This is a genomic window from Streptomyces sp. CA-278952, assembly GCF_028747205.1.
GTDB lineage: Bacteria > Actinomycetota > Actinomycetes > Streptomycetales > Streptomycetaceae > Streptomyces.
The window spans coordinates 107,130-131,234 of the sequence record NZ_CP112880.1 but is presented as its reverse complement, the minus strand read 5'-3'; the positions used below and the strand labels follow the sequence as shown (position 1 = coordinate 131,234).

Here is a 24,105-nt window from a genome sequence, read left to right as displayed (position 1 = left end):
ACTCCGTGTGACAGGCTCGTTTATGCTCCCGCTGGGGGCTGACCGGAGGGCAAGCTGAACATGACTGGGCAACGCGACCGTTGGGCAGAACTGACCGGTGGACAGGCGGGGGAGGAATACGCCCAGCGGTTCGCACGGCTCGCCGAGTCGGGCCACGACATCCACGGCGAGGCATCCTTCTGCGCCGCGTTGCTGGAACCGGCCGCCCGAGTGCTCGACGCGGGCTGCGGCACCGGCCGGATCGCGATCCGCCTCGCCGAACTGGGCCACCACTGCACCGGCGTGGACGTCGACGCCTCGATGCTCGCCGTCGCCCGCCGCGAAGCACCCGCACAGGACTGGCTCCTCGGCGACCTGGCCCGGCTGGACGCCCTCGGCCTGGAACCGGACTTCGACCTGGTGCTCGCCGCCGGAAACGTCATCCCCCTGCTGGCCCCCGGCACCGGAGCGGCCGTCGTCGGGCACCTGGCCGCCGCCCTGCGCCCCGGCGGTCTGCTGGTCACCGGCATGGGACTGGACGCGGCACACCTGCCGCTCGACGAGGCTCCGGTGACCATCGCCGAGTTCGACCAGTGGTGCGCCCGGGCCGGACTGTCCCTGCGGCAGCGCTACGCAACCTGGAGCGGCGACCCGTACGACGACGGCGGCTACGCGGTCAGCGTGCACACCCGACCCGCCACGTGAACCCGCGGCCTCTTGGGGATTCCGCTCCCCGCCGCTCACTCACCGGAAGCGACCTCTCGCGATCCTTCCTCTCCCAGGACCTGGAGATACCGGAATGCCACGCGTCGTCCTCGTCGAAGATGATCCGTCCGTACGCGACGGCGTGGAGATGGGGCTGCGCCGCCGCGGGCACGAGGTCCTCGCCACCGCGACCGGAGAGGCCGGCCTGGAGGCGCTGGACGCGTTCCGCCCCGACCTCCTGCTGCTCGATCTGATGCTGCCCGTGATGGACGGTGTCGAGGTGTGCCGCCGCGTACGCGCGAACAGCCAGTTGCCGATCATCATGCTCACCGCGCGCGGTGATGACGTGGACATCATCGTCGGCCTGGAGGCCGGTGCGGACGACTACGTCGTCAAGCCCGCCCGTACCGAGGTCATCGAAGCCCGTATCCGCGCTGTGCTGCGCCGCATCGAGGCCCCGGCCGGTGCCCGGCCCGCCGTGGAGCACCACGGCGACCTGGACATCGACCGTGCCGGTCACACCGTCCTGAAGTCGGGCCGGCCGGTCCCTCTCGCACCTTCCGAGCTGAAGCTGTTGCTGTTCCTGTCCGCGGCGCCGGTGAAGGTCTTCAGCCGACAGCGACTCCTGGAAGAGGTCTGGGACCACAGCTACCACAGCGATGTGCGCCTCGTGGACGCCTGCGTGCGCCGACTCCGCATCAAGATCGAAGACGTGTCCGACAGCCCTCGGTACATTCAGACCGTGCGGGGATTCGGCTACCGCTTCGGCCCGCTGTGAAGATACCCGGAGCGGCCGCCGCGTTCGGGGTGCGCACCCGGCTGGTGCTCGCGTTCCTTCTGGTGGCCGCGGTCAGCGCGGTCACGACGGCCGCGCTGACCTACCGGGAGGCGCGCAGCGCGGTCCTCGAACGCGCACAGGACACGGCCGTCGCCTCCTTCCGCGAGGAGGTCGAGCGGTTCGTCCCCGGCCTGCCCCTGGACCTGGAATCGGTCCGGTGGGAGCTGTACGACATCGCGGCCCGCGCCAAACCCCATCCGTGGATCGTGTTCGCCGAGTACGGCTCGGTGCGCGTCTCCTCGGGCGACCGGCCCGTCTCCGGTGTGCTGACCGGGGAGCTGCGCCGTGCCGCGCGGACCTCGCCGCACGGCAGCTTCCAGCGGGTCGTCAAGGACGGGAACGCTTATCTGACGATCGGGATGCCGGTGATGACACGGGTCGTCGCGGGCGGTGGCGCGGTGCCCAGCGGTCTGGTCCTCTTCGCCGTGATGCCCATGGCGAACGAGGAGACGGACATCGACGCACTGGTGACCGCCGCCCGCGACGGTGCGCTGCCAGGGTTGGCCGTGGCCCTGGTGCCCGCCCTGTTCGCGGCGCGCAGCGTACTACGCCCCGTGCGTGAACTGCGGCGTGCCGCGGACTCCATGGGCGGCGGGCGGCTCGACGCGCGGATCACCGTGCGCGGCAGGGACGAAATGGCCGACCTCGCCCGGACGTTCAACAGCTCGGCGGCCCGCCTCGAACACTCCGTACAGGAACTCCGGGACGCCGGGGCACGGGCCCGGCGTTTCGCCTCCGACGTCTCGCACGAACTGCGCACCCCCCTCGCGGGGATGCTCGCCGTCACGGACGTGCTGGACGAGGAGGCCGGGACGCTCGACCCGGACACCGCCCGGGCGGTGCGCCTGATCAGCGCCGAGACCGGCAAACTGGCCGTGCTGGTGGAGGACCTGATGGAGATGTCCCGCTTCGACGCCCGCGCGGCCGGACTCACCACCGACGAGGTGGACGCGGCGGAGGCCGTACGGAGAACCCTGTCCGGCAGGCAGTGGCAGGACCGGGTCCGTGCGGAGCTGCCCGAGGGCGTCCGCATCCGCCTCGACCCGCGCCGCTTCGACGTCATCGTGGCCAACCTCGTCGGCAACGCCCTGCACCACGGGAGCGAACCCGTCACCGTCCGGCTGTCGGCCCGCGCGGATGCGCTGATCACCGAGGTGCGCGACAGCGGCCCCGGAATCGCCCCCGAAGCGCTGCCGAACATCTTCGACCGCTTCTACAAGGCGGACGCCGCACGTTCCCGCTCGTCGGGCAGCGGCCTCGGACTCGCGATCACCCAGGAGAACGTGCGCCTCCACGGCGGAACGATCCGTGCGGAGAACACCCCCGGCGGCGGCGCGCTGTTCACGGTGGAACTGCCCTTCGACGGGCCCGCCGCCTGGGACCACGGCGCACCGGGCGGTCAGGAGTCCGCAGACGGCAAAGTGCCGGGGACCGGCCCCGACAACAGCACGGAGGCCCACGCGTGAGGAAGCGGGCGTTCCGCGCGGTCGGGCTGACCACACTGCTGGTGCTCGCCGGGGCACCGCTTCCCGGCTGCGGTATCCAGGAGACGGGCGTGGTCGGGGCCGGGAGGCCGCCGGTCGGCGACCTGTTGCCCCCGCGTGACTCACGGGTGCTGTTGTTCTTCTTCTCTCCCGACGACGAACTGCTGCCCGTGCCACGGATCGTCGACGTTCCCTGGCAGGGCGGCCCCGGGAGTTCACCCTCCGAGGGCGAGGAGGCGAGCGAGGCCCTGTCGCCCCTGACAGCCGTCACCGCCCTGCTCGACGGGCCGAACAAGGCCGAACGGCGGGCCGGGCTCCGCAACGCCCCCTCACTGCCCCGTGGGGCGTCCGCCGTTGACCGGGTCCTGACAGGTGATTCCACCGTCGAGGTCAGGCTGGGCCTGCGGGTGCGGCGGCTGTCCGCCCCCGCCCGCGACCAACTCGTCTGCACGGCCGCCTTCGCCGCGCAGACACAGGGGGCCCTGCCCGTCACCCTGGTCGGACGGGACGGTCGCCTCGCTCCGGCCGACTGCTCCCTCCGCCCGGTCCCGGCCCCGGCACGCTGAGCGTGTGAAGGGGGTGCGGCAACGGCCCCCGGTCACCACACCGACGGCATGACAGCGGCCCGCCGGAACTCCCGTTCCGGCGGGCCGCTACGCCAGGAATCACCCCGGGCGGTGTTCCGCCCGGGGGCGCCTCACCTTCCGAAGAAGGCGTTGTGGATCGTGACCGTCGACTCGTTGCCGCTCTTGTCGGTGACAACGGCCTTCAGCGAGATCCCCTTGCCCTTCGCCGGGGCGCTCACGGTGACCTTGCCCGCGGTGACCTTGGCGGGCAGCCACTTCTCGTTGTCGTACGCCACCATGACCCGCAGCGACTTCAGGCCGGCTCCGGCCGCCGCGCCCTGCACCAGGACGGGGAACGTCTGCTGGGAGCCCGCCGGAACGGTGGAGTCCAGCGCGAGCCGCGGCTGGAAACGGACTGTGGAGACCGGCAGCGTCGCCGGAGCTTCGGTGCGGGCCGAGGAGAAGGTCCACGAGGCGTCGATCCGGTTCCCGGCGCGGTAGATCGCCGGGTTCCGGTTGATCGTGGTCGCCACCTTGTACGTGGCGGACTCCGGAGGCAGCGCGAAGAACCGCTCGTCGATGGCCGCGTCCTCCTTCGCGTACAGCGCGCCGTCACGGTGGATGGTGGTGGTCGCACCGGCGTACCGGGCGAACCCTGGATGGCCCGGCCCGTCACTGACCAGCGCCAGCGAGCCGTAGAGGTTGTCGCCGTCGCGCACGAGCCCGTCGCCGGCCTCGATCCGCGGCCCCATCACACCGGCGTGGAAGGTCTCGGTGTGCGTCGTCCCCGGCTCGAAACGCCGTGACTGCGCGAAGGAGTAGGCCCCTTCGACCTGCCGGTTACCGGCCGCGTCCTTCTCACCCAGCACACCGGCCGCGATGTTCCAGACGGCGTCGTCGTCCGTGGACAGGTACACCTTCCGGGTGCCCGGCAGGGGGTGCGCCGAGTAGAGCGCGGCGATCCCCCCGTTGGCCAGTTCACCGTCGGCCCTGACGATGCCGTCGAGGCCGGGCACGGACGCCCCGATCCGCACCTTCACCAGGGCCATGTTCTTGGTCGTGTACGTCTTGCTGTAGCCGGTGGCCAGCTCCGGGACCAGACTGCCGGCGAGCGCGTTGTACTCGGTGGCCCCCTGCTTCCAGTGGGCGGACCACTGCTGGTAGAGGGAGGAGTCGCCGGTCACCGGGGAACCCTGGTACGCGGTACGGACGTTGTCGAAACTGGTGAAGTCGCTCCACAGCGTGATGCCCGTCTCGGGCGTGTTCAGGGCGTACATCATCCCCGCGCGCGTCGGAGTGGCCCCCGCGTCCGGCACCTTGAACGTCACCGGCCGCGTGGACCGGGCGTCGAGGTCGACCGTGGTCGGGCCGGTCACCGAGAACCGGGGGTTGTTGATCAGATCGGCGCCCTTGCCCGGAGCCGCGGGGTCGACCAGCATGTCGGCCGACAGGTTGTAGGTGCCGCGCGGCAGCCGGACAGTCGCCGAACCGGACGACAGGTCCGGGAAGAACCGCAGGCCCGAGGCCTGACCGACGTACCCCTTCAGGTCCGCCTGCCAGCCGGTGCTGGGCGCGCCGTCCCGTCCGGTGGCGTTGAAGGTGACCTCGTACGACTCGGCCTCGCGCTCCACCGCTGCCGCCGTGCGCACGCTCTGGCCGCCCCCGGACGCCACGACCGTGGCGGAGTAGGAGCCGTCGACCGTACCGCCGAGGCGGGTGTCGGCGGTCAGGTCAACGGCTGCGGTGCCGCCCGCCGGGACCGTGACCCGCTGGGCTCCGAGGGTGAAGAAGCCGGCGGGGGCGGGCTGCCCGTCCCCCCCGGTCGGCGTGGACAGCGACAGGCTCAGCGTCACGTCGGCGCTGCCGTTGTTGCGGTACGTCACCTGCTCGGTGACGGGGGCGTCGTCGGTGTGGGGCCAGGTCTGGGTGCCCAGGTTCACGGAGACCGGCTCGGCGACGACCGTCTGGTCGATCGCCTTGTCGACGGTGAGCCGACCCGCGCCCTGCTGGAAGACCGAGTGGGCGCCGTCCTTGGCAGAGCCCGTCAGGACGGCCTTGATCCGCGCGCCCGTCCAGGTGGGGTTCTTCTGCTTGAGGATCGCCGCGGCCCCCGCGACGTGCGGAGTCGCCATCGACGTGCCGTTCAGACTGTGGTACCCGGGCGGGTTCTGCCCCGCCACGCCCTCCGCCGCTGCCGCCGTGATCGACACGCCCGGTGCGGTGATGTCGGGCTTGACGGCCTTGTCACCGGTACGGGGACCGACGCTGGAGAAGTCGGCCATCAGGTCGTCGTCGTCGACGGCGCCGACGGTCAGGGCCGCGTCTGCGCTGCCCGGCGACGCGACCGTGCCCTGGTTCGGCCCGTTGTTGCCCGCGGCTATCGCGAACAGGACGCCCTTCTCCGCGGAGACCTTGTTGACCTGGGCTTCCAGCGGGTCGATTCCGGGGGTGTCGAGTCCGCCCAGGCTCATGTTGATGACGTCGGCGCCCTGGGCGACGGCCCAGTCGACCCCGGCGATGATGCTGGAGTCGTCACCGGCGCCCCGGTCGTCGAGCACCTTCGCGTTGATCAGCCGGGCTCCGGGGGCCACGCCCTTGAACCGGGCGTCCTTCGCTCCCGTGCCGGCCGCCGTGGAGGCCACGTGCGTGCCGTGCCCGTTACGGTCCTTGGCGTCCGGGGAGCCGCTGAAGTTGCGCTCGGCGGCCACCCGGCCCGCCAGGTCGGGATGGGTGGCGTCGATGCCCGTGTCCACGACGGCGATCTTCACACCGGTGCCGTCGAACGACCGGGCCCAGGCCGCCGGGGCGCCGATCCGACCGGTGCTGCGGTCGAGCGAGGCCTTGCGCACACCGTCGAGCCAGATCCGCGCGATGCCGGACGCGGTGGCCGCCGAACCGTCCTTCCGCTGACGCGTCAGGGCATCCCACAGAGCGCCCTCGCTGTCGGTGGCCGCGGCACTGGTGACGGCATCGGCGTCGAGGGCCGACAGGGTCCGGCGGACGGTGGTGCCGTCGGCGGACCGCACCTCGGCACGGGCGGACCCGGCCGTCGCTCCCCGGTAACCGACGATCACCTTGAGCCCGGCCCGGTGGGCCTCGAGGCTTTCCGGCTCGGCCAGAGCGGTGATGTCGAACAGCCGCCGGTCCAGCCTGCCGTCGGCGATCAGCTGCCGGGCGTCACGCGGCACCACATGGGTGCGGCCGTCGTGGATCTCGGTGAAGAAGGGAATGTCCTCCCGGCCCTTGGCCCGCTGGATGCCCCCGACCCGGCCCTTGGCGTCCACGAGGACCCGGTCACCGGTGATCAGGGTGACGGTGTCGACGGTCCGGTCGTCTGCCTTTAAGGCCTTGGCGGTGGTCGGGGATGCCGGGTCCGGGCCGCCGGTCTTCCCCGACGCCGGAGCGGTCATGCCCGCCGTCAGGGCGACCGAGGCGGCGGCGACGAGCGCGTACGCCCTCGTTGATCTTTTTCGCAAGATTGTCCCTGCTCAGGAGTGGTTCGGGCGGGCGAAGGCCCGGCCGCACGGGGCGCGTTCGGATACGCGTTCGGCCCCGGATTCCTGAAGTATGCAGAGGCCGTTCGGGCGCACTCAATGATCGTTGTGTAACAGCGGAGCGCCGTGATCCGCCTTGCGCGCGAGGGCGTGCGGCACCTGGATCAATCGGACGGAGTGACCGGACTCCACACGCCGAACCACTGCTCGGCGCCGTACTCCTCGAACCGCGCCACTTCGGTGAACCCCAGCTTCCGCGCGAGGCGCATCGAGGGGGTGTTGGCGATCTGTGTGCAGAGGACGACCGGTTCGCCCGGCCGCGCGGCGGCGAACCAGCCGAGTACGGCGGCGCACGCCTCGGCGGCGTATCCGGCCCCCCACGCCCGGGGCAGGAACATGTACCCGAGCTCGGCGCGGTCGCCGTCCGGACCGAGGCCGCCCGGACGCTCGGCGGCCCGGCGTTCGAGCGTGACCGTGCCGACCATCGCTCCGCCCAGGTCGACGACGAAGAGACCCCGGCGCTGTCCCGGCACCTCGGGAACGGCCCGTTCGAGTTCATCACGCGGGCGGGGGCCGCCGAGGTGGACGCCCACCTCCGGCGATGCGAACAGCTCGATGAACGCCGCACGGTCCCGGGCCGCGGACTCACGGAGCACGAGCCGCGCCGTGTCGATCGGTGCAGGTGGCCAGGCGACGCATCCGAGTTCAGTCATGGCGGGCAAACTACCGGGCCCGCCCGCAGCAGCGCATCAGGTGCCCTGCGCGATGAGTCGGCGCGCGGACGTCAGCGGGCGCGGCGCATCCGGATCCGGATCGGGCCCCGGGCCTCGTCCGGTGCGACGGGGCGGCCTCCCTGGGTGATCTCGACCCGACCGGCTCCGACCAGCCGCCGGGCCGCCTGGCGGGCGGGCTCCATCAGGGAACGCCAGCCGTCGTCGTCGCCCCGGTACACGGCGCGCGCGGCGTCGGAGGGGCAGATGGTGGCGTTCGGGCCACGCCGCTTCAGCAGGTCGATGATCGCCTGCTCCAGGCGTCTGCCGTTCCGTTGCTCGTCCTCGGGCACCTCTCCATGGTGTCACCGGTACGCCGGGGGCGCGCGGAGCCGGGGAACCGCCTCGGCGGGTCCGGCAGGCGACCACGGTGTGCACGGGGCGGCGCGGCCAACCCGGTGTTCACGGGGACGGTGAACCCGTACCGGTCCTACGATCTTCACGAGAGCGTGGCATTCCAGCGCTGCCATGTGTACGTCCGCCGACGCGAGCCGCTCGCACGACCAGCCCCGCCGGGCCGACCGGCCACAGCTCTCGGCTCCGCCGACCGCACGACGACCTCCTGGAGTGACCGGCATGCCCACCCGTGTCCACGTTCTCGCCCATCGGCCGCTCACACCCGCGGCGGTCGCCGAGTTCGTCGCGCTGCCGACGGGCCCGCCGGTGGGCGACGAACGCGAAGCTCTCGACGCGGAGCCGGCGCGCCGCGGATGGGACTGGGAGCACGAACTGGTCTGCGACTCCTTCCGCACGGGGCACGGGGCACGGGCACGTGCTCTGCTCCGACGGCAGGAACCCCTTCGGGCAGCCCGACGTCCGCAGCTTCCTCGTGTTCGGAGAGCTGTACCCCTTCGACGAGCACGACGAGGGCATGACCAACGAGCCCTGGCTGCGCGAGCACATGGGCCTCTGGGGGCAGGCGACGGGCTGGGAGAGCTACGAGCCGTCCACCGAGCAGGACTGCGAAGCGACCCTCGTAGGGGCCGCCCGGGCCGTGACCGAACACCTGGGCGCGGCACCCGAGCGGACCCTCCTGTCGGACGCCGCGGTGGTGACCGGTCCGGCGATGACGCACCGCGTCTGGCGGACCTCCACCCACGCCCTGGTCCTCGGCCCGGCGGCCGACAACGGCCCCTACGGCTATCTCACCCACCTCCAGCTGTCCCTCACTCCTCTCACCTGCGCGCCCGAACTGCCTCCCGCGGGAGACGGGAACGCGCTCGACGCGTGGATCAGCGCGCACATCGACTGGTGACCGTCCACCACGTGCCGGTCACCATGGGGGTCACCACGCGTCGATGACCGGTACGCCGGGTCCGTGGTGCTGCCACGCCTCGTCGAGGCGCGCGAGCCGGTCCGTGGCGGCGATGCCGCACAGGGACGCGACCTTGCCGTCGCTGATCTCGAACGCCACGGCGCCCACGACCCGGCCCCCGACCACGGCGACGACGGCCAGGGTGCCGTTGACCCGCGCGAGATGCATCGCGAGCGAGCCACCGGCCAGCCGCCGCTTCGCCGGCGTCGCCTTGAACCCCGCCCGTACGAAGGAGGCGACCCGCTCGCGCGACCTGTACCGCAGCAGCCGCCTGGCCAGTCCGGCGCCGTCCGAGACCGCCGTCACGTCGTCGGTGAGCAGCGCCACCAGCCGATCGGTGCGCCCGGACGTGGCGGCTGCCAGGAACTCCTCGACGACCCGGCGCGCGGACGCGGGGTCGGCCGCCCCGCCGCGGCGGCGCTCGGCGGCGACCCGGGTACGGGCCCGATGGGCATGCTGCTGGCTCGCCGCCTCGGTGACGTCGAGGATCGCGGCGATCTCGGCGTGGCTGTACGAGAAGGCCTCGCGCAGGACGTAGACGGCGCGTTCGGCCGGCGAGAGGCGCTCCAGGAGGGTCAGTACCGCCAGGGTCACCGATTCACGCTGCTCGAAGGTGTCGGCAGGGCCGAGCATCGGGTCGCCGTCGAGGAGAGGTTCGGGCAGCCACGCGCCGGCCGTTCGCTCGTGACGCGCCTGTGCCGAGCGAAGCCGGTCGAGGCAGAGGTTGGTGGTGACCTTGGTCAACCACGCTTCCGGTACCTGGATGTGCTCACGGTCCGCGGCCTGCCAGCGCAGGAACGTGTCCTGCACAGCGTCCTCGGCGTCGGCCGCCGAGCCGAGCAGACGGTACGCGAGCGAGGCCAGCCTGCTCCGGCCGGCCTCGAACTGATCGACGGCTGCGCTGTCCATGCGCAACAGCCTAGGCGGCGACCCGCGCACCGGCCCGGCCGGGCGCGGGGGCCAGCCGGTGCCTGCGCTTCGGCAGGCCGAAGGTCGGATGGGCGATGCCCCACCCGGCCCCCTCGAGCACACCCGACTTGAGCCGTGCGGCGGTTCGGCCGCCCAGGTACCAGCCCTTCGACCGGACGTCTCCGTCCACCATCTGGAAGATGGCGTCCCGCCGTCCGAGGCTGATGTGGTTCCCGACATACTTCAGCCCGGTGGCCGGGACCTCACGCCCCGTCAGGCGCGCGATGATCGCGGCGGTCGCCTGCATGTTGGTGAGACCGGCCGAGGCGCAGGACATCGGCAGCGGCCGGCCGTTCTCGCCGATCGCGTAGGCGCAGTCGCCCGCGGCGTAGACATCCGGGTGAGAGACCGAACGCATGGTCCGGTCGACGACGATCTGGCCCGTCCCGGCGACCTCCAGCCCGGCGGCGGCCGCCATGGGGTGCACGGCGAACCCGGCCGACCACACGGTCACATCGGCCGGGATGCACCTGCCGTCGGCGATGATCACCCGTGTCGGCTCGACGGCTTCGACGGCGGTGTGTTCGTGCACGGTGACACCGAGCCGGTCGAAGGCGCCGCGCAGATGACGGCGCGCCTTCGGGGAGAGCCAGGCGCCCAGCTCGCCGCGGGCCGCGAGGGCGACCGAGAGCCCGGGACGCGACTCGGCGAGCTCGGTCGCCGTCTCGATGCCGGTCAGACCCTCGCCGACGACCACGACGGTGCCGCCCCCGCCCAGGTCGGCCAGGCGCTCGCGCAGCCGCAGCGCCGAGGACCGGCCGGCCACATCGAAGGCGTACTCGGCCGCGCCGGGGACGCCATGGTGGGCGACGGAGCTGCCGAGCGCGTAGAGAAGGGTGTCGTAGGCGAGTTCACCGGCGCCGTCCTCGCCGGCCACGGCGACGGTCCTGTGCTCGGGGTCGATACCGGTGACACGCGCCAGACGCAGCCGCACCCCGGTGCCCGCGAATACGTCGGTGAGCTTGCGGGACGCGAGATCCTGGCCACTGGCGAGCTGGTGGAGCCGCATCCGCTCGACGAAGTCGGGCGCGGCGTTGACGACGGTGATCCCGGTGTCGGCGGGGGAGAGCCTGCGGGCCAGGTTGCCGGCGGCGAAAGCCCCGGCGTAGCCGGCGCCGAGTACGACGATGCGGTGCTTCATGACATGGCTCCTGTCTCGTTCGTGTGCCCTCTGAACGAGATGGCGCCCCGATTGCTGACAGGGGCCATGTGTGAGGCGGGTCACCCGACGGCCCAATCCCTCCGGCGTCCGGCTCCGAATCACTGGTGAGGGCGGGACCGGACTTCTTCCGAAGGAGCAGGTGGGATCGATGACCCGGACACGATCACTCCTCACCCCTGATCTTCCGCCGCGTTTCGAGACGCCGGACCTTCCGGCGGCGGGGACCGGCGACACCGTTCGGTCATCACTGCCTCCCGCGCGGGACGAGGGCGGACCGGGCGAGGCACCACCACCGCCGGAACCCTCCGGTCGGCCCGCTGCGACGCGCCGATCCCGGTAGTCACCCGACCGAATTTTGTACGTTTTGCCCGTATGTAGTGGGTCGTAACCACAAAAAGGGACTTTTTGCCGTGCGCAGGAATTTGCCACGCCGCGAAGAGAAGAGCTATAAGAGGCATGTGGTCAGGCGCCGCCGGGAATTCCGGGGAGGCCGCCATGGAGGTTTCCCATGTTTCTGACTCCGTCCGACACGGAGAAATTGCTACTGAGTGTTGCCGGAATGGTCGCCCGTGACCGGCGGGCCCGCGGTGTCCGCCTCAACTACCCGGAGACCGTCGCCCTGCTCGCGTGCTGGGCGATGGAGCGGGCCCGTGAGGGAGCCCCGGTCAGCGAGCTGATGACAGCGGGGAGGGCCGTGCTCACCCGTGCTGAAGTGCTGGAAGGCGTCCCTGAGATGCTGCACGACGTCCAGGTCGAGGCGACCTTCCCGGACGGGCGCAAGCTCGTCACGATCACCTCGCCGATCCCGTGATCCCGGGCGAGATCCGGACCGGCTCCGGAGTGGTGCACATCAATGCCGAAAGCACGGTATTGCCTCTCACTGTGGTGAACGACGGAGACCGGCCCATTCAGGTCGGATCCCATCTGCATTTCTCCGACGCGAATCCGGCACTTTCTTTTGACCGGGCTGCCGCCCGGGGATTTCGGCTCGATATTCCGTCGGGCACGTCGCTGCGCTTCGAACCGGGGGTCGGCGTGAACGTCAGCCTCGTCGAACTCCGCGGCCGCCGCCGCGTTCCCGGCATCGTGCTGCCCGAGGCCCGGACACCCGTCCCCGCCCCCGCCCCCACACCTCGAACGGAGGACCTGGTGACATGGCCCAGCTGACCCGCGCCGCCTACGCCTCGCTCTACGGCCCCACCACCGGGGACCGGATCCGCCTCGCCGACACCGATCTCTGGATCGAGGTCGAGGAGGACCGGTGCTTCGGCGGCGACGAGGCCGTCTTCGGGGGCGGCAAGTCCATCCGTGAGTCGATGGCCCAGGCCACCGCGTCCCGGGCCGAGGGCGCACCCGACCTGGTCATCACCAACGCGGTCGTCCTGGACCACTGGGGCGTCGTCAAGACCGACATCGGCGTCCGCGACGGGCGGATCGTCGCCCTCGGCCGTTCCGGCAACCCCGACATCAGCGACGGCGTCCATCCGGATCTGGTGATCGGCCCGGGCACCGACGTGATCTCCGGCGAGGGACGCATCCTGACGGCCGGGGCCGTCGACACCCATGTCCACTTCCTGATGCCGGAGACGCTCCACGAGGCGCTCGCCACCGGTACCACCACCGTCATCGGGGGCGGCACCGGCGCCACCGAGGGCTCCAAGGCCACCACCGTCACCCCCGGCGCCTGGAACCTCGCCATGATGCACCGGTCCCTGGACCGCGTCCCGCTCAACGTCATGCTGTTCGGCAAGGGCTCCACCGTCGGCGAGGAAGCCCTGCGCGAGGCGGCACTCAGCGGCGCCGGCGGCTACAAGGTCCACGAGGACTGGGGCGCCACCCCGGCCGCGATCGACGCCGCGCTGCGGGCGGCCGACGCGTACGGCCTCCAGGTGGCGCTGCACGCGGACAGCCTCAACGAGGTCGGCTACGTCGAAGGCACCCTCGACGCCATCGCCGGACGCGGTATCCACGTCTTCCACGCGGAGGGCGCGGGCGGCGGCCACGCTCCCGACATCATCACCGTGGCCTCCCACCCCAACATCCTCCCGGCGTCCACCAACCCGACGCTCCCGCACACCGTCAACACCGTCGCCGAGCACCTCGACATGCTGATGGTGTGCCACCACCTCAACCCCCGGGTCCCCGAGGACCTCGCCTTCGCCGAGTCCCGGATCCGGGCCACCACCATCGCCGCCGAGGACGTGCTGCACGACATCGGCGCCCTCTCCATCACCTCGTCCGACGCCCAGGCGATGGGCCGCATCGGCGAAGTCGTCTGCCGCACCTGGCAGGTCGCCCACGTCATGAAGCAGCGCTTCGGCGACCGCGGCAGCGAACTGCCCGCCGACAACGAGCGGGCGCGCCGGTACGTCGCCAAGTACACGATCTGCCCGGCCGTCGCCCACGGCATCGACCACGTCGTCGGCTCCGTGGAGCCCGGAAAGCTCGCCGACCTGGTGCTCTGGGACCCCGCCTTCTTCGGGATCCGGCCCGCCGCCGTCATCAAGGGCGGCATGGCCGTGTACGCGCCCCTGGGCGACGCGGGCGCGGCGATCCCCACCACCCAGCCGGTCCTCCTGCGCGCCACCGCCGCCGCCGAGGCCGCGCCGCACCTCTCGGTCAGCTTCGTCTCCCCGCTGGCGCTGGCCGACGGGCTGGCCGAACGGCTCGGCCTCGTACGGGAGCTGGTCGCCGTACGGCCCACCAGGCACCTCACCAAGGCGGACCTGCCGAACAACACGGCGCTCCCGGCCATCGACGTGGACCCGGAGACCTTCGCCATCCGCATCGACGGGGAGCTCGTCGAGCCGGCCCCCGCCGCCGAACTGCCGCTGGCCCAGCGGTACAGCATGTTCTGATGGCGTTCCTCGCCCCCTACCTCCTCGCCGACGGGCGGCTCCCGGTCGGCGCCCACACCTACAGCGCGGGCCTCGAACCGGCCGTCGCGGCGGGCCTCACGCGCGCGGAGATCCCCGCGCTGCTGAGGGCCCGCCTGCACACCACCGTCGTCACCGAAGCGGCCGCCGCCGTACTCGCCCTGCGGGCGGCCCAGCGCGATCCGGTGGAGTACGGGCCCGTGCAGGAGGCGCTCGCCGCCCGGACACCGACGGCACCGCTGCGCGAGGCCTCCGCCGCACTGGGCCGAGGCGTGCACCGCCTCGCCCGCCGGCTCGCCCCCGACCATCCCGCGGTCACCGCCCTGACACCGCTCCACCCGCGCCCCCTGCGGCCGGTGACCCTCGGGGCGCTCGGGGCCGTTCTGGGGGTGGGGGAGGAGGAGTTGGCCCACGGCGTCGTCTACGACGAACTGCAGACCATCGCCTCCGCCGCGCTCAAGCTGCTGCCCGGCGACCCCCTCGACTCGGTCGCATGGATCATCGCCGCCGAGGCGGACGCCGCGAGAGCCGTCACCGAAGCACTGGCCGTGCGCACCCCCGCCGAACTCCCCGCCCGAACACCACCGCTCACCGAGCAGTGGGCACTCGAACACGACCGACGCGAACGGAGACTCTTCCTTGCCTGACAACGCACCCGCCCAGCAGCCCGGACAGCCCGCCCAGGGCCCCAACGAGCACTACCACCAGCCGCTCAACCAGCCGCGCGCCCTGCGCCTCGGCGTCGCCGGCCCCGTCGGCACCGGCAAGAGCTCCATCCTCGCCACCCTCTGCCGCGAACTGGCCGGCGAGCTCTCCATGGCCGTCGTCACCAACGATATCTACACCGACGAGGACGCCCGCTTCCTCCGCTCGGCCGGCGTCCTGCCCACCGAGCGCATCCGTGCCGTCGAGACCGGAGCCTGCCCCCACACAGCGATCCGCGACGACGTCAGCGCCAACCTCGACGCGGTCGAGGACCTGGAGGAGGCCTACGGACCGCTGGACCTGGTGCTCATCGAAAGCGGGGGCGACAACCTCACCGCCACGTTCAGCCCCGCCCTCGCCGACGCCCAGCTCTTCAGCATCGACGTCGCGGGCGGCGGGGACGTCGCCCGCAAGGGCGGCCCGGGCATCACCGGCGCGGACCTCCTGATCATCAACAAGACCGACCTGGCCCCCCACGTGGAGGTCGACGTGACCGCGATGGTCGCCGACGCCGAACGCGCCCGCGACGGTCTGCCCGTCCTCGCGCTGTCCAAGCACGACCCGGAGTCGATCGCCCAACTGGCCGACTGGGTGCGGGCCGTGCTGGTACGCCACCGCTCCGGCACCCATGTCCCGACCGACCCCGGCCCGATGGCGCCCCACAGCCACAGCCACGACGGCTCGTGACCGGTCCGCCCACCCCCGCCGCCCGCCCGGCCGAGCCCGACGACCCCACGGTCGTCGCCGTCGAGCGGGACGCCTCCGGCCGGCACCTCGCCCGCGAGCTGTCTCCCGGGGCGTTCCTCGCCCCCCGCCCCCTGCTGCCGTGCGCGGACCGCCTGCGGATCGCCCTCGTCGGCACCCGGGCGGGCCTGCTGGCCGGCGACGATCTCCGGCTGCACGTCTCGGTCGGCCCGGGGGCCCGCCTGGAACTGGTCGAACCCTCCGGTCTGGTGGCGTACGACCACCGGGGAGGCAGATCGGCGTGGCGGGCCAGGATCGACATCGCGGCAGGCGGACGACTGGACTGGGACGGGAAGCCGTTCGTGGTCGCGCACGGGGCGTGGGTCGACCGCACGATGGAGGTGACGCTCGCGCCCGGCGCCCGGATGCTGTGGCGCGACACCCTCGTCCTGGGCCGATCCGGTGAACGCGGTGGCCACGTCCGGGCCAGGACCCGGGCCGTGCACGACGGCCGGGAACTGCTGGTCGAGGACCTCGACCTCACCGACCCGGAGATGCGCGAACTTCCCGGCGTCCTCGGCCCGAACCGGATCATCGGCTCCGTCACCGCCCTCGGCGCCCGCCCGCCCGGACCGCCCCACCCCTACCGGACGGACCTTGCGGGCCCCGGGGCCCAGGTCCGGCTGCTGGGCACCGAGGCACCGGCGATGGAAGCGGAACTGTCGGCACTGTGCGAGCACTGGCGGACCGGGCACGAACGTGAATGACGCTCGTCAGGGGCGTTCCAGCACCGTGAAGGGGGCGGTGGTTACCGCATACGGGCGGTGCCTCAGGCCCTGCCGTGGGAGACCCGCGAACGCCGGGCCACGGCATCCAACGACACCGCCAGCAGCAGTACCCCGCCCGTCACCATGAAGCGGTACGCGGAGTCGAGATTCAGCAGGGTGAGCCCACTGGAGATGGACTGGATCACGAGAACGCCGAGCAGCGCGGCGAACGCGGTGCCCCGGCCGCCGAACAGACTGGTGCCGCCGATGACGGCCGCCGCGATGGCGTTGAGGTTGACGTCACCGCCGCCGCTGCTCTGGTTGGCCGCCGCGAGCCGAGAGGCGGAGAGTATGCCGCCGACGCACGCGAGCGTCGTGCACAGAACGAACGCGGTGGTGAGGACGGCCTTCACGTTCACGCCCGCACGCCGGGCCGCCTCCATGTTGCCGCCGACCGCGTACATCGACTTGCCGAACGAGGTGCGGGACAGGACGTAGTGCAGCGCCAGCACCAGGGCGAGGAAGAACACGAACATCCACCCCACCCCCCGGTCCCGGTTGAGATACCAGACCCCCGCGCCGAGGCCGGCCAGCAGCGCCAGACTCCGTCCGGCGAGCAGGCGCCGGGAGGCGGCGGTGAGCCCTGCCCGGCGGCGCTCCGACGCGCGGGCGGCACCGGTCGCGTACAGCACCGCCGCGCCCGCGACGACCAGCGCGTACGCCAACCAGGGTGGCAGGAAATGGAGTTGGGCGAAGACCACCAGGCCCGAGTCGAAGGGCAGGTTGATCGATCCCTTGGGCCCGAGTATCCACAGCTGCACGCCGAGGAAGCCGAGGAGGCCGCCGAGGGTGATGACGAAGCTGGGTACCCCGATCCGGTTGTGGACCTGGGCGTAGAACCAGCCGATCAGCCCCGCGAGGGCCAGCGAGACGGCGACGGCGAGCCAGGCCGGCAGCCCCCGGTCCACGAAGAGGACCGCCAGTACGGCAGCGCCGAGGCCGCTGACCGAGCCGACCGACAGATCGATCTGGCCGACGAGAAGGACGCAGACGATTCCCAGGGCGATGATGCCGACCGGCACGCTTTCGAGGGCGAGGTTCGTGAGATTCGCGCTCGACAGGAAGATGGGGTTGAGGATCTGCATCACGACCCAGATCACGACCAGCCCGGCGAGGACGGGCAGGAGGCCGAGGTCGCCGCCGCGCAGCCGGATGAGAACGGCTCGCAGGCGGTCGCGCGCACCGGCGGACCGGGGCGTCGGATCGACGGGCTCGCCGGGGGAGAGCCCGGGGCTCGAGACAGCGGCCGGTTCCGTCATGATGTTTCCCCCCGGTGCGCCGCGTCGGTCCGGTCTGCCGACTCCGTTCCGTCGCCCGTGGCCCGGTCGCGGCCGGCGCGGCGGCTGACCACGTTGTCGGTGGCTCCGGTGATGGCCGCCACCAGCTCCGACGCCGTCGTTCCGGCCGCGTCGAAGACTCCGTTGTTGCGGCCGAGCCGCAGGACGGCCACGGTGTCGGCGACGGCCCGCACGTCGGCCATGTTGTGGCTGACCATGATGACGCCCAGACCACGGTCCTTCAGACGCTCGATCAGATTGAGGACTTCCGCCGTCTGAGCCACCCCCAGGGCGGCCGTCGGCTCGTCCAGGATGATCACCTTGGGGTCGCCCAGGAGCGTCCGTGCGATGGCCACCGTCTGCCGCTGCCCCCCGGACAGGGCCGCGACCGGGACGCGTACCGAGGGGATCTTCGCCGACAGCTCCCCGAGCAGAGCACGGGAGCGGACCTCCATGCCCACCTCGTCCAGGCGCAGCCCACGCAACTCGCGCCCGAGGAAGAGGTTCTCCACCACGTTCAGGTTCTCGCACAGGGCGAGGTCCTGGAACACGGTCGCGATGCCGAGCCGCTGTGCGGTGGCCGGGGAGGTGACCGCCACGGTCCCGGTGCCGAAGCCGACGGTTCCGGCGTCCGGCTGATGCACCCCGGAGAGGACCTTGACCAGGGTGGACTTCCCCGCGCCGTTGTCGCCCACCAGAGCCACGACCTGCCCGGCGTCGACGTCGAGGTCGACATCGGTGAGTGCGGCGACGGCGCCGAAGGATTTGCTGATTCCGCGCAGGGAGAGCAGCGAGCCGCCCGGCGCCTCATGAGGGGAGGGTAAGGAGTCAGCGGGCATGGACCGGCCTTCCGGGGGCGGGCGGGCGGGCGGGGGAGTGGTGGCCCTCGCGGGGCGGGCGTGCCTCCCACCCCGCCGCGGACGGTCGTGGGCGCCGAGGCCGGGCCGGTGGGACTACGTGAGGCCCACCTCGGCACAGGCGGCGGCGTACGTCGTCGTGCACACATCGGCGGTCTTCAGCGGCTTCCCGTCGCCCACCAGCACCTCCGCGATGTTCTCCCGGGTGACCACGGTGGGGGTGAAGAGTTCCGAGGGAGTGCCGAAGAGCGTGGTGTCGCCCCGGGGCTTCTCACCCCGGGCGAAGGCGAACGCCGCGGTGGCGGCGGCTTCCGCGACGGTCTTGATGGGCTTGGAGATGGTGTTGTACTGGTCGCCCTTGATGATCCGCTGGGCGGCGGCGAGTTCGGCGTCGTTCCCGGTCACCGGTGGCACGGGCGCTCCGGCCGCTTTGAACGCGGCGATGGAACCGCCGCCCGTGCCGTCGTTGGCGGCCACCACTCCGGCGATCCTTCCCGGGAACTTGGTTATCTGGCCGCTGACCCAGCTCTGCGCCTTCCCCGGTTCCCAGGCAGGGGTGTCGTACTCGGCGAGGAGCTCGTACCCGCTGGAGTCGACCGCGCTGTGTATGCCCTTCTTGATCAGGCCCGCCGCCGCGTCGGTCGGTGATCCGTTGACCTGGAGGAGGCCGCCCTCGGCCGAGGTGGCCTCGAGGTGCTCCACCAGGGACGCGCCGATCATGGAGCCGATCTTCTCGTTGTCGAAGGAGACGTAGTAGTCGGCCTCGACCGCCGGGATCGGCCGGTCGTACGCGATGACCGGGACCTCTCGTCCCTGTGCCGTACGGACGGTGCCGGCCGCCGCGGCGGAGTCCACCGGATCGATCACGATGACGTCGGCGCCCTGCGCGAGAGCGGAGTCGGCCTGCTGCTGTTGCTTCGCGGCGTCGCCGCCCGCGTTCTGGTACAGGACCTCGCAACCGCCGCAGAGATCCTTCATCTTGGCCCTGAAGAGGGGAGCGTCGTACAACTCGTACCGGGTGGAGGCGATGTCGGGCATCAGGAACGCGATCTTCGCGTCCTGCGGTGACCCGCCGTCCGTACCGTTCGGCGTCTTCGTCGTACAGGCGGCGGCGGAGACGATCACCGCCATCGCGGACAGGGCAGCGGCGAACGATCTGACAGAGCGTTGCTTCACTGGAATCTCCTGGTCTTCAGGCGGAGAGCCCTCCTTCGCGTCAAATTAACAGCGCACGTGTTAGTAGTGTCAATGGGCATGTCATAAATAACAGGGGCGGAAGGCCCGTTCAGAGACGTCCGGGCAACCGCGCGCGAGCCCTCCACTCCGCTCGGGCCGTCGCCAACTCCGCCCGGTACCGCTCGTAGCCGTCCTCGTACAGCGCCCGTACGTCCTCACGCGGCTCGACGACCCGGTGGCGTCCCGGCGGGGCCTCGTACCCGGGGGAGAGGGAGGCCCGGGCGACGGACACCACGCCGAGCGCCCCGACCTGCTCCTCCAGCGGAACGCGGACGGGCCGGCCGAGGACGTCGGCGATCAGCCGGGCCCACATCACCGACCGGGCGCCGCCGCCGCACAGGGCCAGGGTCCCGCTCAGCCCCGCCGTGTCCAGACAGTGCCGGGCGGCGTAGCCGATGGCCTCGCAGACGGCCCTCACGGCGTCCGCCCGGCCCGTCGCCAGGCTGAGCCCGTCGAGTCTGCCCTGGGCCGACGGCTCGACGAACGGGGCCCGTTCGCCCGCTTCGGACAGGAAGGGGAAGGCGTGGACGCCCCGGGCTCCGGGCGGGCTGTCGGTAAGCAGGGCGTCCACGTCGGCCGTGGTCGCGCCGACGAGGGTGAGCACCCACTCCAGCGCCGCCGTTCCCACCATGGCGGGCATGGCGCGCAGCCATCGGCCGGGGATGGGCGTGCACAGCCACATGCCGGCGGGCTCCGCGGCCGGCTCGAGATCGACGCGGTCGGTCAGCACCTGGCTCGCGAGGGTCGTGCCGAGGATGAGAACACCGTCCCCCACCTCGCGCACCCCGCTCCCGATCGCGCAGGCCGGCAGGTCGTACGGCCCCGCCACGACCGGCAGCCCCTCGGGCAGCCCCAGGAGTCCGGCGCCGCGACCGTCCAGTTCGAGCACCGTGCCCGGAGCGGCGGGAGGAGGCAGCAGCCCCGCTCGGTCCTCGACACCGCAGGCAGCCAGGGCCTGGGGCGCGTAGCGGCGGGTACGGGGGTCGAGGAACGGCAGCGTCGCGTCGGAGGCGTCCAGGCACACCCGGCCGGTGAGGCGCTGAGCGACCGCGTCGACGCAGTACCCCGCGACGGCGGCCCGGTCCAGGGAGCCCGGTTCGTGCTCCTGCAGCCAGTTCAGCAGCGGGCCGTGGCACCCGGGGAACATGCCGGAGCCGGTGTGCGCGAAAGCGGTGCTGATCGTGCCGTCCGCCAGCCAGCGGGTCACCACGTCCGAAGCCCGCGCGTCCATCCAGGAGATGGCGGGCCGCACCGGGCGGCCCTCGGAGTCCCGCAGCCACAGACCGTCCCCCTGCCCGGTGAGCGCCACGGCGTCCGGAGGCCGGCCGACCGCGGCGGCGACCTCGCGCACGACCTCGCCGACACCGGCCACGACGTCGTCGAGATCCTGCTCGACCCGTCCGCCCGGCAGCATGTCCAGGTGCGAGCGCCGGCTCGCGGAGGCCAGGGCACCGCCTGCCCCGTCGAAGGCCACGGCCTTGGTGACCGACGTTCCGATGTCCACACCGATGATGGTGCTCACGCCTGGTGCCTCCTCTACGAGCCGGTAGCAGCCGATACGAGCCGATGGGTTGCCGGGCGAGGGTCACGGCGACGGCGGCCGTCAGCGTCCGACCGGCCGTCAGGGCCGACCGGCCGACAGAACGTCGGGGTTCGCGAGGTGGGACAGCTTCTCCCCGCGCAGGAAACGGCCGACCTCGGCGGCGGTGATGGCCGCCGCCCGGTGCGCCGTCTGCCGGGTCGCGCCGGCGAGATGGGGTGTGGTGATCAGGTTCGGCACGTCGCGCAGGGCCCAGTCGGCCGGGATCGGCTCGATGTCGTACACGTCCAGGGCGAGCGCCCCGAGAGCGCCGCCGCGCAGCAGCTCCGGCAGTGGCGCGTGGTCGAGCAGTCCGCCGCGGGCGGAATTCACCAGGACCGCGCCGTGCGGGAGCAGCCCGAGGCGGCGGGCGTCGATCAGGTGATGGGTCTCCTCCGTCAGGCGGGCATGCAGGCTCACTATCTGACTACGGATCAGAAGAGTGTCCAGATCGACGAGTTCAACGCCCTCCGCCTCGGCCGCCGCACGGTCGGCGTACGGGTCGGCCGCCAGCACACGAGCTCCGAAGGCACGCAGCACCCGTGCCACGATGCGGCCGATGGCGCCGTAGCCCACGAGTCCGACCGTGGCACCGCCGAGCTCGCCGCCGCTCTCCTCGTACGCGTACAGATCGCCCCGCCAGACGCCCCGCTTGAGCTCCGCGTCGGCGGCGGCGATCCGGCGCATCGCGGTGAGCATCAGCCCCACGGCGAACTCCGCGGCGGCCTGGGCGTTGCGGCCGGGGGCAAAGCTGACTCCGACCCCGTGACGGGTGGCGGCGGCCAGGTCCACATTGACCGGCCCACCCCGGGAGACGGCGACGAGACGCAGCGCGGGCGACGCGGCGAACACCCGCTCGGTGAACGGGGCCATCTGCGTCACACAGACCGAGGCCCCGGCCAGCGCCTCGACGAGCTCGCCCTCCGTACCGCTCGCCTCGCGGACCTCCGCGACCGGACCGAAGGGCTCGTGGGGCCAGGGCAGGGTCAGCTCCGTGAACTCCGGGAGCTCCCGGCCCATGCGGGACAGCTCCTGGCTCACCGCCGCACGGATCAACGAGGGACGGACGAAGTGGTCGCCTGCGGCGAGGATGCGCATGACGTCGGATTCCTTCTGCGAGGAGAGCCGGTGGGAGTGCGTGGCGAGCAGGTCGGAGCGTGATCCGAGCCGCGAGAGGCCGGTCCTGGGCTGTGGAATTTCTGTTAAATTTAACAGCGCTCACGTGAACCGGCAATGCGCACGGCGCGCGCGGCCTGTCGCTGATCCTTCGTATGCGCCGACCTCGAAAGGGCCTCTCCATGACCTCTCGTCTCCTGCTGGTACGCCACGGCGAGACCGAGTGGCACGCGGAGAACCGGTATGCCGGTGTCACCGACGTCGCCCTGACGCCCAAGGGCGTGGCCCAGGGAGCCGACCTCGGAGTTTGGGCCGCCCGCAGCGGCTTGGACGCGGTCGCCTGCTCCCCGCTCGGCCGCGCCCGCCTGACCGCGGCGCCCGCGGCGGCGGCGCTGGGGCTGGCGGCGGACGTCCAGGAGGGGCTGCGGGAAGTCGACTTCGGATGGGGCGAGGGCAGGACCATCGAGGAGATGGCCGAGGAGGACCCCGAAGCCGTACGGCGGTTCCGCGAGGACGCCGCCTCCGGCGCCTTCCCCGGCTCCGAACCCGTCGCCCTGGCCGCGGCGCGGGCGACCGGCTCCCTGCGCGACCTCGCCCACCGTCACCAAGGGGGAAAGGTGCTCGTCGTCGCTCACAACACCCTGCTGCGCATCGCCCTGTGCGAACTCCTCGGACTTCCCCTCGGGCGCTACCGGCGGATCTTCCCGCGACTCGACAACGGAGCCGTCACGGAGATCGAGATCCGCGGCACGGAGACGGCGCTGCGCTCGCTCAACCTACCCACCGCCGCTCCCCCCGCCCCCGCGCCCGGCCCGAGCCCTGCGGGAGACTGACCCCCATGACCAAGAGATCCGCCGAAGAACGGCGACGGCTCATCGCCGACCACGTCGTGGAGCGGGGCACCGCCACGGGCGCCGCGCTCGCCCAGCTCACGGGCGTGAGCCTGATGACCGTCCACCGCGACCTCGACGACCTCGCGCGGCAAGGGGTGCTGCGCCGCTTCCGCGGCGGCGCGTCCGCCCTGCCGTCCACGGTGTTCGAGTCGAGCCTCGACTACCGGCTCGGCGTCAACACGGCGGAGAAGAACGCCGTCGCGCGCGCCGCCGCCGCGTTGGTGGAGCCCGGAATGTCGGTGATGCTCGACGATTCCACCACGGTCCTGGTCATGGCCGGCCTGCTGGTCGACCTCGCCCCCCTCACCGTCGTCACCAACGCCCGCCGGGTGCTCGACGTCTTCACCGGGTGCGAAGGCATCCGCCTGATCGCCCTGGGCGGCGAGTACTCGCGCACCCACGACTCCTTCCTCGGGATGCCCTGCGTCGAGGCGGTGGAGGCGCTCTCCGTCGACCTGGTCGCGGTCTCCACCTCGGCCCTCGACGCCAGGACGGCCTACCACCAGGAGCAGGACGTGGTCCTGGTCAAACGGGCGATGCTCACGTCCGCGGCGACGAAGGTGATGCTCATGGACCACACCAAGCTCGCCCGGACCGCGCTGCACCGGGTGGGGCCCGTCGGCGACCTGGACCATCTCGTCGTGGACGACGGGGCGGACGCCGAACTGCTCGGCAAACTCCGCGAACGGACCCGGGTGACGGTGGCGGCCGTCGCACCATGAGCCGTTCCTCCCGCAGGAGACCGTTCCTCCTGTCATGATGGAACGCATGTT

At 72.1% G+C, this 24,105-nt stretch carries 23 protein-coding genes; 13 read left to right on the top strand and 10 right to left on the bottom strand.

The features are described from left to right. The first annotated feature begins 60 nt into the window (after window positions 1-60). From N7925_RS00545 to N7925_RS00530, 4 genes are all read left to right on the top strand, one after another. The gene (locus N7925_RS00545; RefSeq protein WP_265597500.1) at window positions 61-684 is read left to right on the top strand and encodes a class I SAM-dependent methyltransferase; all 624 of its coding nucleotides are present in this window, start codon (window positions 61-63) and stop codon (window positions 682-684) included. Between the two features lie 94 nt (window positions 685-778). Next, the gene (locus tag N7925_RS00540; protein ID WP_265597499.1) at window positions 779-1,462 is read left to right on the top strand and encodes a response regulator transcription factor; all 684 of its coding nucleotides are present in this window, start codon (window positions 779-781) and stop codon (window positions 1,460-1,462) included. Continuing rightward, window positions 1,459-2,988, top strand: coding sequence for a sensor histidine kinase (locus tag N7925_RS00535; RefSeq protein ID WP_274342668.1), 1,530 nt, complete (start codon window positions 1,459-1,461; stop codon window positions 2,986-2,988). The genes N7925_RS00540 and N7925_RS00535 overlap by 4 nt, the downstream gene beginning before the upstream one ends. Then, a complete protein-coding gene (locus N7925_RS00530; protein ID WP_274342667.1) occupies window positions 2,985-3,572 on the top strand; it encodes a hypothetical protein in 588 nt (195 codons plus the stop codon). The genes N7925_RS00535 and N7925_RS00530 overlap by 4 nt, the downstream gene beginning before the upstream one ends. Before the next feature lie 131 nt (window positions 3,573-3,703). Here the strand turns inward: N7925_RS00530 and N7925_RS00525 are convergent, their stop codons facing one another. The 3 genes from N7925_RS00525 to N7925_RS00515 form a co-directional block, all read right to left on the bottom strand. After that, window positions 3,704-7,048 carry a S8 family peptidase gene (locus N7925_RS00525; RefSeq protein WP_274342666.1) on the bottom strand — a complete coding sequence of 1,115 codons (3,345 nt, stop codon included), beginning with the start codon at window positions 7,046-7,048 and terminating at the stop codon, window positions 3,704-3,706. 182 nt (window positions 7,049-7,230) lie between these two features. Next, on the bottom strand, window positions 7,231-7,779 hold the full coding sequence (locus N7925_RS00520; protein WP_274342665.1) for a GNAT family N-acetyltransferase: 549 nt from the start codon (window positions 7,777-7,779) through the stop codon (window positions 7,231-7,233). A 71-nt stretch (window positions 7,780-7,850) separates the two neighbouring features. Then, on the bottom strand, window positions 7,851-8,129 hold the full coding sequence (locus N7925_RS00515; RefSeq protein ID WP_018960964.1) for a DUF3253 domain-containing protein: 279 nt from the start codon (window positions 8,127-8,129) through the stop codon (window positions 7,851-7,853). A 479-nt stretch (window positions 8,130-8,608) separates the two neighbouring features. Between N7925_RS00515 and N7925_RS00505 the strand changes: the two genes are divergently transcribed. Next, window positions 8,609-9,091 carry a hypothetical protein gene (locus N7925_RS00505; RefSeq protein WP_274346606.1) on the top strand — a complete coding sequence of 161 codons (483 nt, stop codon included), beginning with the start codon at window positions 8,609-8,611 and terminating at the stop codon, window positions 9,089-9,091. A 30-nt stretch (window positions 9,092-9,121) separates the two neighbouring features. On the opposite strand, the gene N7925_RS00500 is transcribed toward N7925_RS00505, so the two are convergent. After that, window positions 9,122-10,060 (bottom strand): sigma-70 family RNA polymerase sigma factor, encoded by a 939-nt coding sequence (locus N7925_RS00500; RefSeq protein ID WP_274342664.1) that lies wholly within the window; start codon window positions 10,058-10,060, stop codon window positions 9,122-9,124. 10 nt (window positions 10,061-10,070) lie between these two features. Next, on the bottom strand, window positions 10,071-11,261 hold the full coding sequence (locus N7925_RS00495; protein WP_274342663.1) for an NAD(P)/FAD-dependent oxidoreductase: 1,191 nt from the start codon (window positions 11,259-11,261) through the stop codon (window positions 10,071-10,073). Between the two features lie 529 nt (window positions 11,262-11,790). On the opposite strand from N7925_RS00495, the gene N7925_RS00490 reads away from it, so the two are divergent. Genes N7925_RS00490 through N7925_RS00465 form a run of 6 tightly spaced genes read left to right on the top strand, consistent with a single transcriptional unit; the run spans window position 11,791 to window position 16,314 of the window. Next, window positions 11,791-12,093 (top strand): urease subunit gamma, encoded by a 303-nt coding sequence (locus N7925_RS00490; RefSeq protein WP_026291061.1) that lies wholly within the window; start codon window positions 11,791-11,793, stop codon window positions 12,091-12,093. Further along, entirely contained in the window at window positions 12,090-12,449 is a 360-nt protein-coding gene (ureB, locus tag N7925_RS00485) for an urease subunit beta (protein WP_274342662.1), read from the top strand. The genes N7925_RS00490 and ureB overlap by 4 nt, the downstream gene beginning before the upstream one ends. Beyond that, on the top strand, window positions 12,437-14,140 hold the full coding sequence (locus tag N7925_RS00480; RefSeq protein WP_265597490.1) for an urease subunit alpha: 1,704 nt from the start codon (window positions 12,437-12,439) through the stop codon (window positions 14,138-14,140). Before ureB ends, N7925_RS00480 begins: the two co-directional genes overlap by 13 nt. Next, window positions 14,140-14,805: an urease accessory protein UreF gene (locus N7925_RS00475; RefSeq protein WP_265597489.1), complete on the top strand. Its 666-nt coding sequence runs from the start codon at window positions 14,140-14,142 to the stop codon at window positions 14,803-14,805. The genes N7925_RS00480 and N7925_RS00475 overlap by 1 nt, the downstream gene beginning before the upstream one ends. Next, window positions 14,798-15,550, top strand: coding sequence for an urease accessory protein UreG (ureG, locus tag N7925_RS00470; RefSeq protein WP_274342661.1), 753 nt, complete (start codon window positions 14,798-14,800; stop codon window positions 15,548-15,550). Before N7925_RS00475 ends, ureG begins: the two co-directional genes overlap by 8 nt. Further along, a complete protein-coding gene (locus N7925_RS00465; protein WP_274342660.1) occupies window positions 15,547-16,314 on the top strand; it encodes an urease accessory protein UreD in 768 nt (255 codons plus the stop codon). Before ureG ends, N7925_RS00465 begins: the two co-directional genes overlap by 4 nt. 62 nt (window positions 16,315-16,376) lie before the next feature. Here N7925_RS00465 and N7925_RS00460 read toward each other — a convergent pair whose 3' ends face one another. From N7925_RS00460 to N7925_RS00440, 5 genes are all read right to left on the bottom strand, one after another. Then, window positions 16,377-17,633 (bottom strand): sugar ABC transporter permease, encoded by a 1,257-nt coding sequence (locus tag N7925_RS00460; RefSeq protein ID WP_274342659.1) that lies wholly within the window; start codon window positions 17,631-17,633, stop codon window positions 16,377-16,379. Next, window positions 17,630-18,490, bottom strand: coding sequence for an ATP-binding cassette domain-containing protein (locus tag N7925_RS00455; RefSeq protein WP_265597485.1), 861 nt, complete (start codon window positions 18,488-18,490; stop codon window positions 17,630-17,632). Before N7925_RS00455 ends, N7925_RS00460 begins: the two co-directional genes overlap by 4 nt. A 114-nt stretch (window positions 18,491-18,604) precedes the next feature. Further along, window positions 18,605-19,684: a substrate-binding domain-containing protein gene (locus N7925_RS00450; protein WP_265597484.1), complete on the bottom strand. Its 1,080-nt coding sequence runs from the start codon at window positions 19,682-19,684 to the stop codon at window positions 18,605-18,607. 109 nt (window positions 19,685-19,793) lie between these two features. Next, window positions 19,794-21,266: an FGGY-family carbohydrate kinase gene (locus tag N7925_RS00445; RefSeq protein ID WP_265597483.1), complete on the bottom strand. Its 1,473-nt coding sequence runs from the start codon at window positions 21,264-21,266 to the stop codon at window positions 19,794-19,796. A 99-nt stretch (window positions 21,267-21,365) separates the two neighbouring features. Further along, entirely contained in the window at window positions 21,366-22,421 is a 1,056-nt protein-coding gene (locus N7925_RS00440) for a 2-hydroxyacid dehydrogenase (protein WP_265597482.1), read from the bottom strand. A gap of 200 nt (window positions 22,422-22,621) precedes the next feature. Here N7925_RS00440 and N7925_RS00435 point away from each other — a divergent pair, with 200 nt between their 5' ends. Both N7925_RS00435 and N7925_RS00430 read left to right on the top strand, forming a co-directional pair. Beyond that, window positions 22,622-23,272, top strand: coding sequence for a histidine phosphatase family protein (locus N7925_RS00435; RefSeq protein ID WP_265597481.1), 651 nt, complete (start codon window positions 22,622-22,624; stop codon window positions 23,270-23,272). 5 nt (window positions 23,273-23,277) lie between these two features. After that, window positions 23,278-24,054 (top strand): DeoR/GlpR family DNA-binding transcription regulator, encoded by a 777-nt coding sequence (locus N7925_RS00430; RefSeq protein ID WP_265597480.1) that lies wholly within the window; start codon window positions 23,278-23,280, stop codon window positions 24,052-24,054. The last annotated feature ends 51 nt before the right edge of the window (window positions 24,055-24,105 follow it).

Bases quoted from the DNA above. Each gene is read 5' to 3' on its own strand.
- N7925_RS00545 (WP_265597500.1), top strand. From the start codon at position 61: ATGACTGGGCAACGCGACCGTTGGGCAGAACTGACCGGTGGACAGGCG.
- N7925_RS00540 (WP_265597499.1), top strand. From the start codon at position 779: ATGCCACGCGTCGTCCTCGTCGAAGATGATCCGTCCGTACGCGACGGC.
- N7925_RS00520 (WP_274342665.1), bottom strand. From the start codon at position 7,779: ATGACTGAACTCGGATGCGTCGCCTGGCCACCTGCACCGATCGACACG.
- N7925_RS00500 (WP_274342664.1), bottom strand. From the start codon at position 10,060: ATGGACAGCGCAGCCGTCGATCAGTTCGAGGCCGGCCGGAGCAGGCTG.
- N7925_RS00495 (WP_274342663.1), bottom strand. From the start codon at position 11,261: ATGAAGCACCGCATCGTCGTACTCGGCGCCGGCTACGCCGGGGCTTTC.
- N7925_RS00490 (WP_026291061.1), top strand. From the start codon at position 11,791: ATGTTTCTGACTCCGTCCGACACGGAGAAATTGCTACTGAGTGTTGCC.
- N7925_RS00480 (WP_265597490.1), top strand. From the start codon at position 12,437: ATGGCCCAGCTGACCCGCGCCGCCTACGCCTCGCTCTACGGCCCCACC.
- N7925_RS00475 (WP_265597489.1), top strand. From the start codon at position 14,140: ATGGCGTTCCTCGCCCCCTACCTCCTCGCCGACGGGCGGCTCCCGGTC.
- N7925_RS00460 (WP_274342659.1), bottom strand. From the start codon at position 17,633: ATGACGGAACCGGCCGCTGTCTCGAGCCCCGGGCTCTCCCCCGGCGAG.
- N7925_RS00455 (WP_265597485.1), bottom strand. From the start codon at position 18,490: ATGCCCGCTGACTCCTTACCCTCCCCTCATGAGGCGCCGGGCGGCTCG.
- N7925_RS00440 (WP_265597482.1), bottom strand. From the start codon at position 22,421: ATGCGCATCCTCGCCGCAGGCGACCACTTCGTCCGTCCCTCGTTGATC.
- N7925_RS00435 (WP_265597481.1), top strand. From the start codon at position 22,622: ATGACCTCTCGTCTCCTGCTGGTACGCCACGGCGAGACCGAGTGGCAC.
- N7925_RS00430 (WP_265597480.1), top strand. From the start codon at position 23,278: ATGACCAAGAGATCCGCCGAAGAACGGCGACGGCTCATCGCCGACCAC.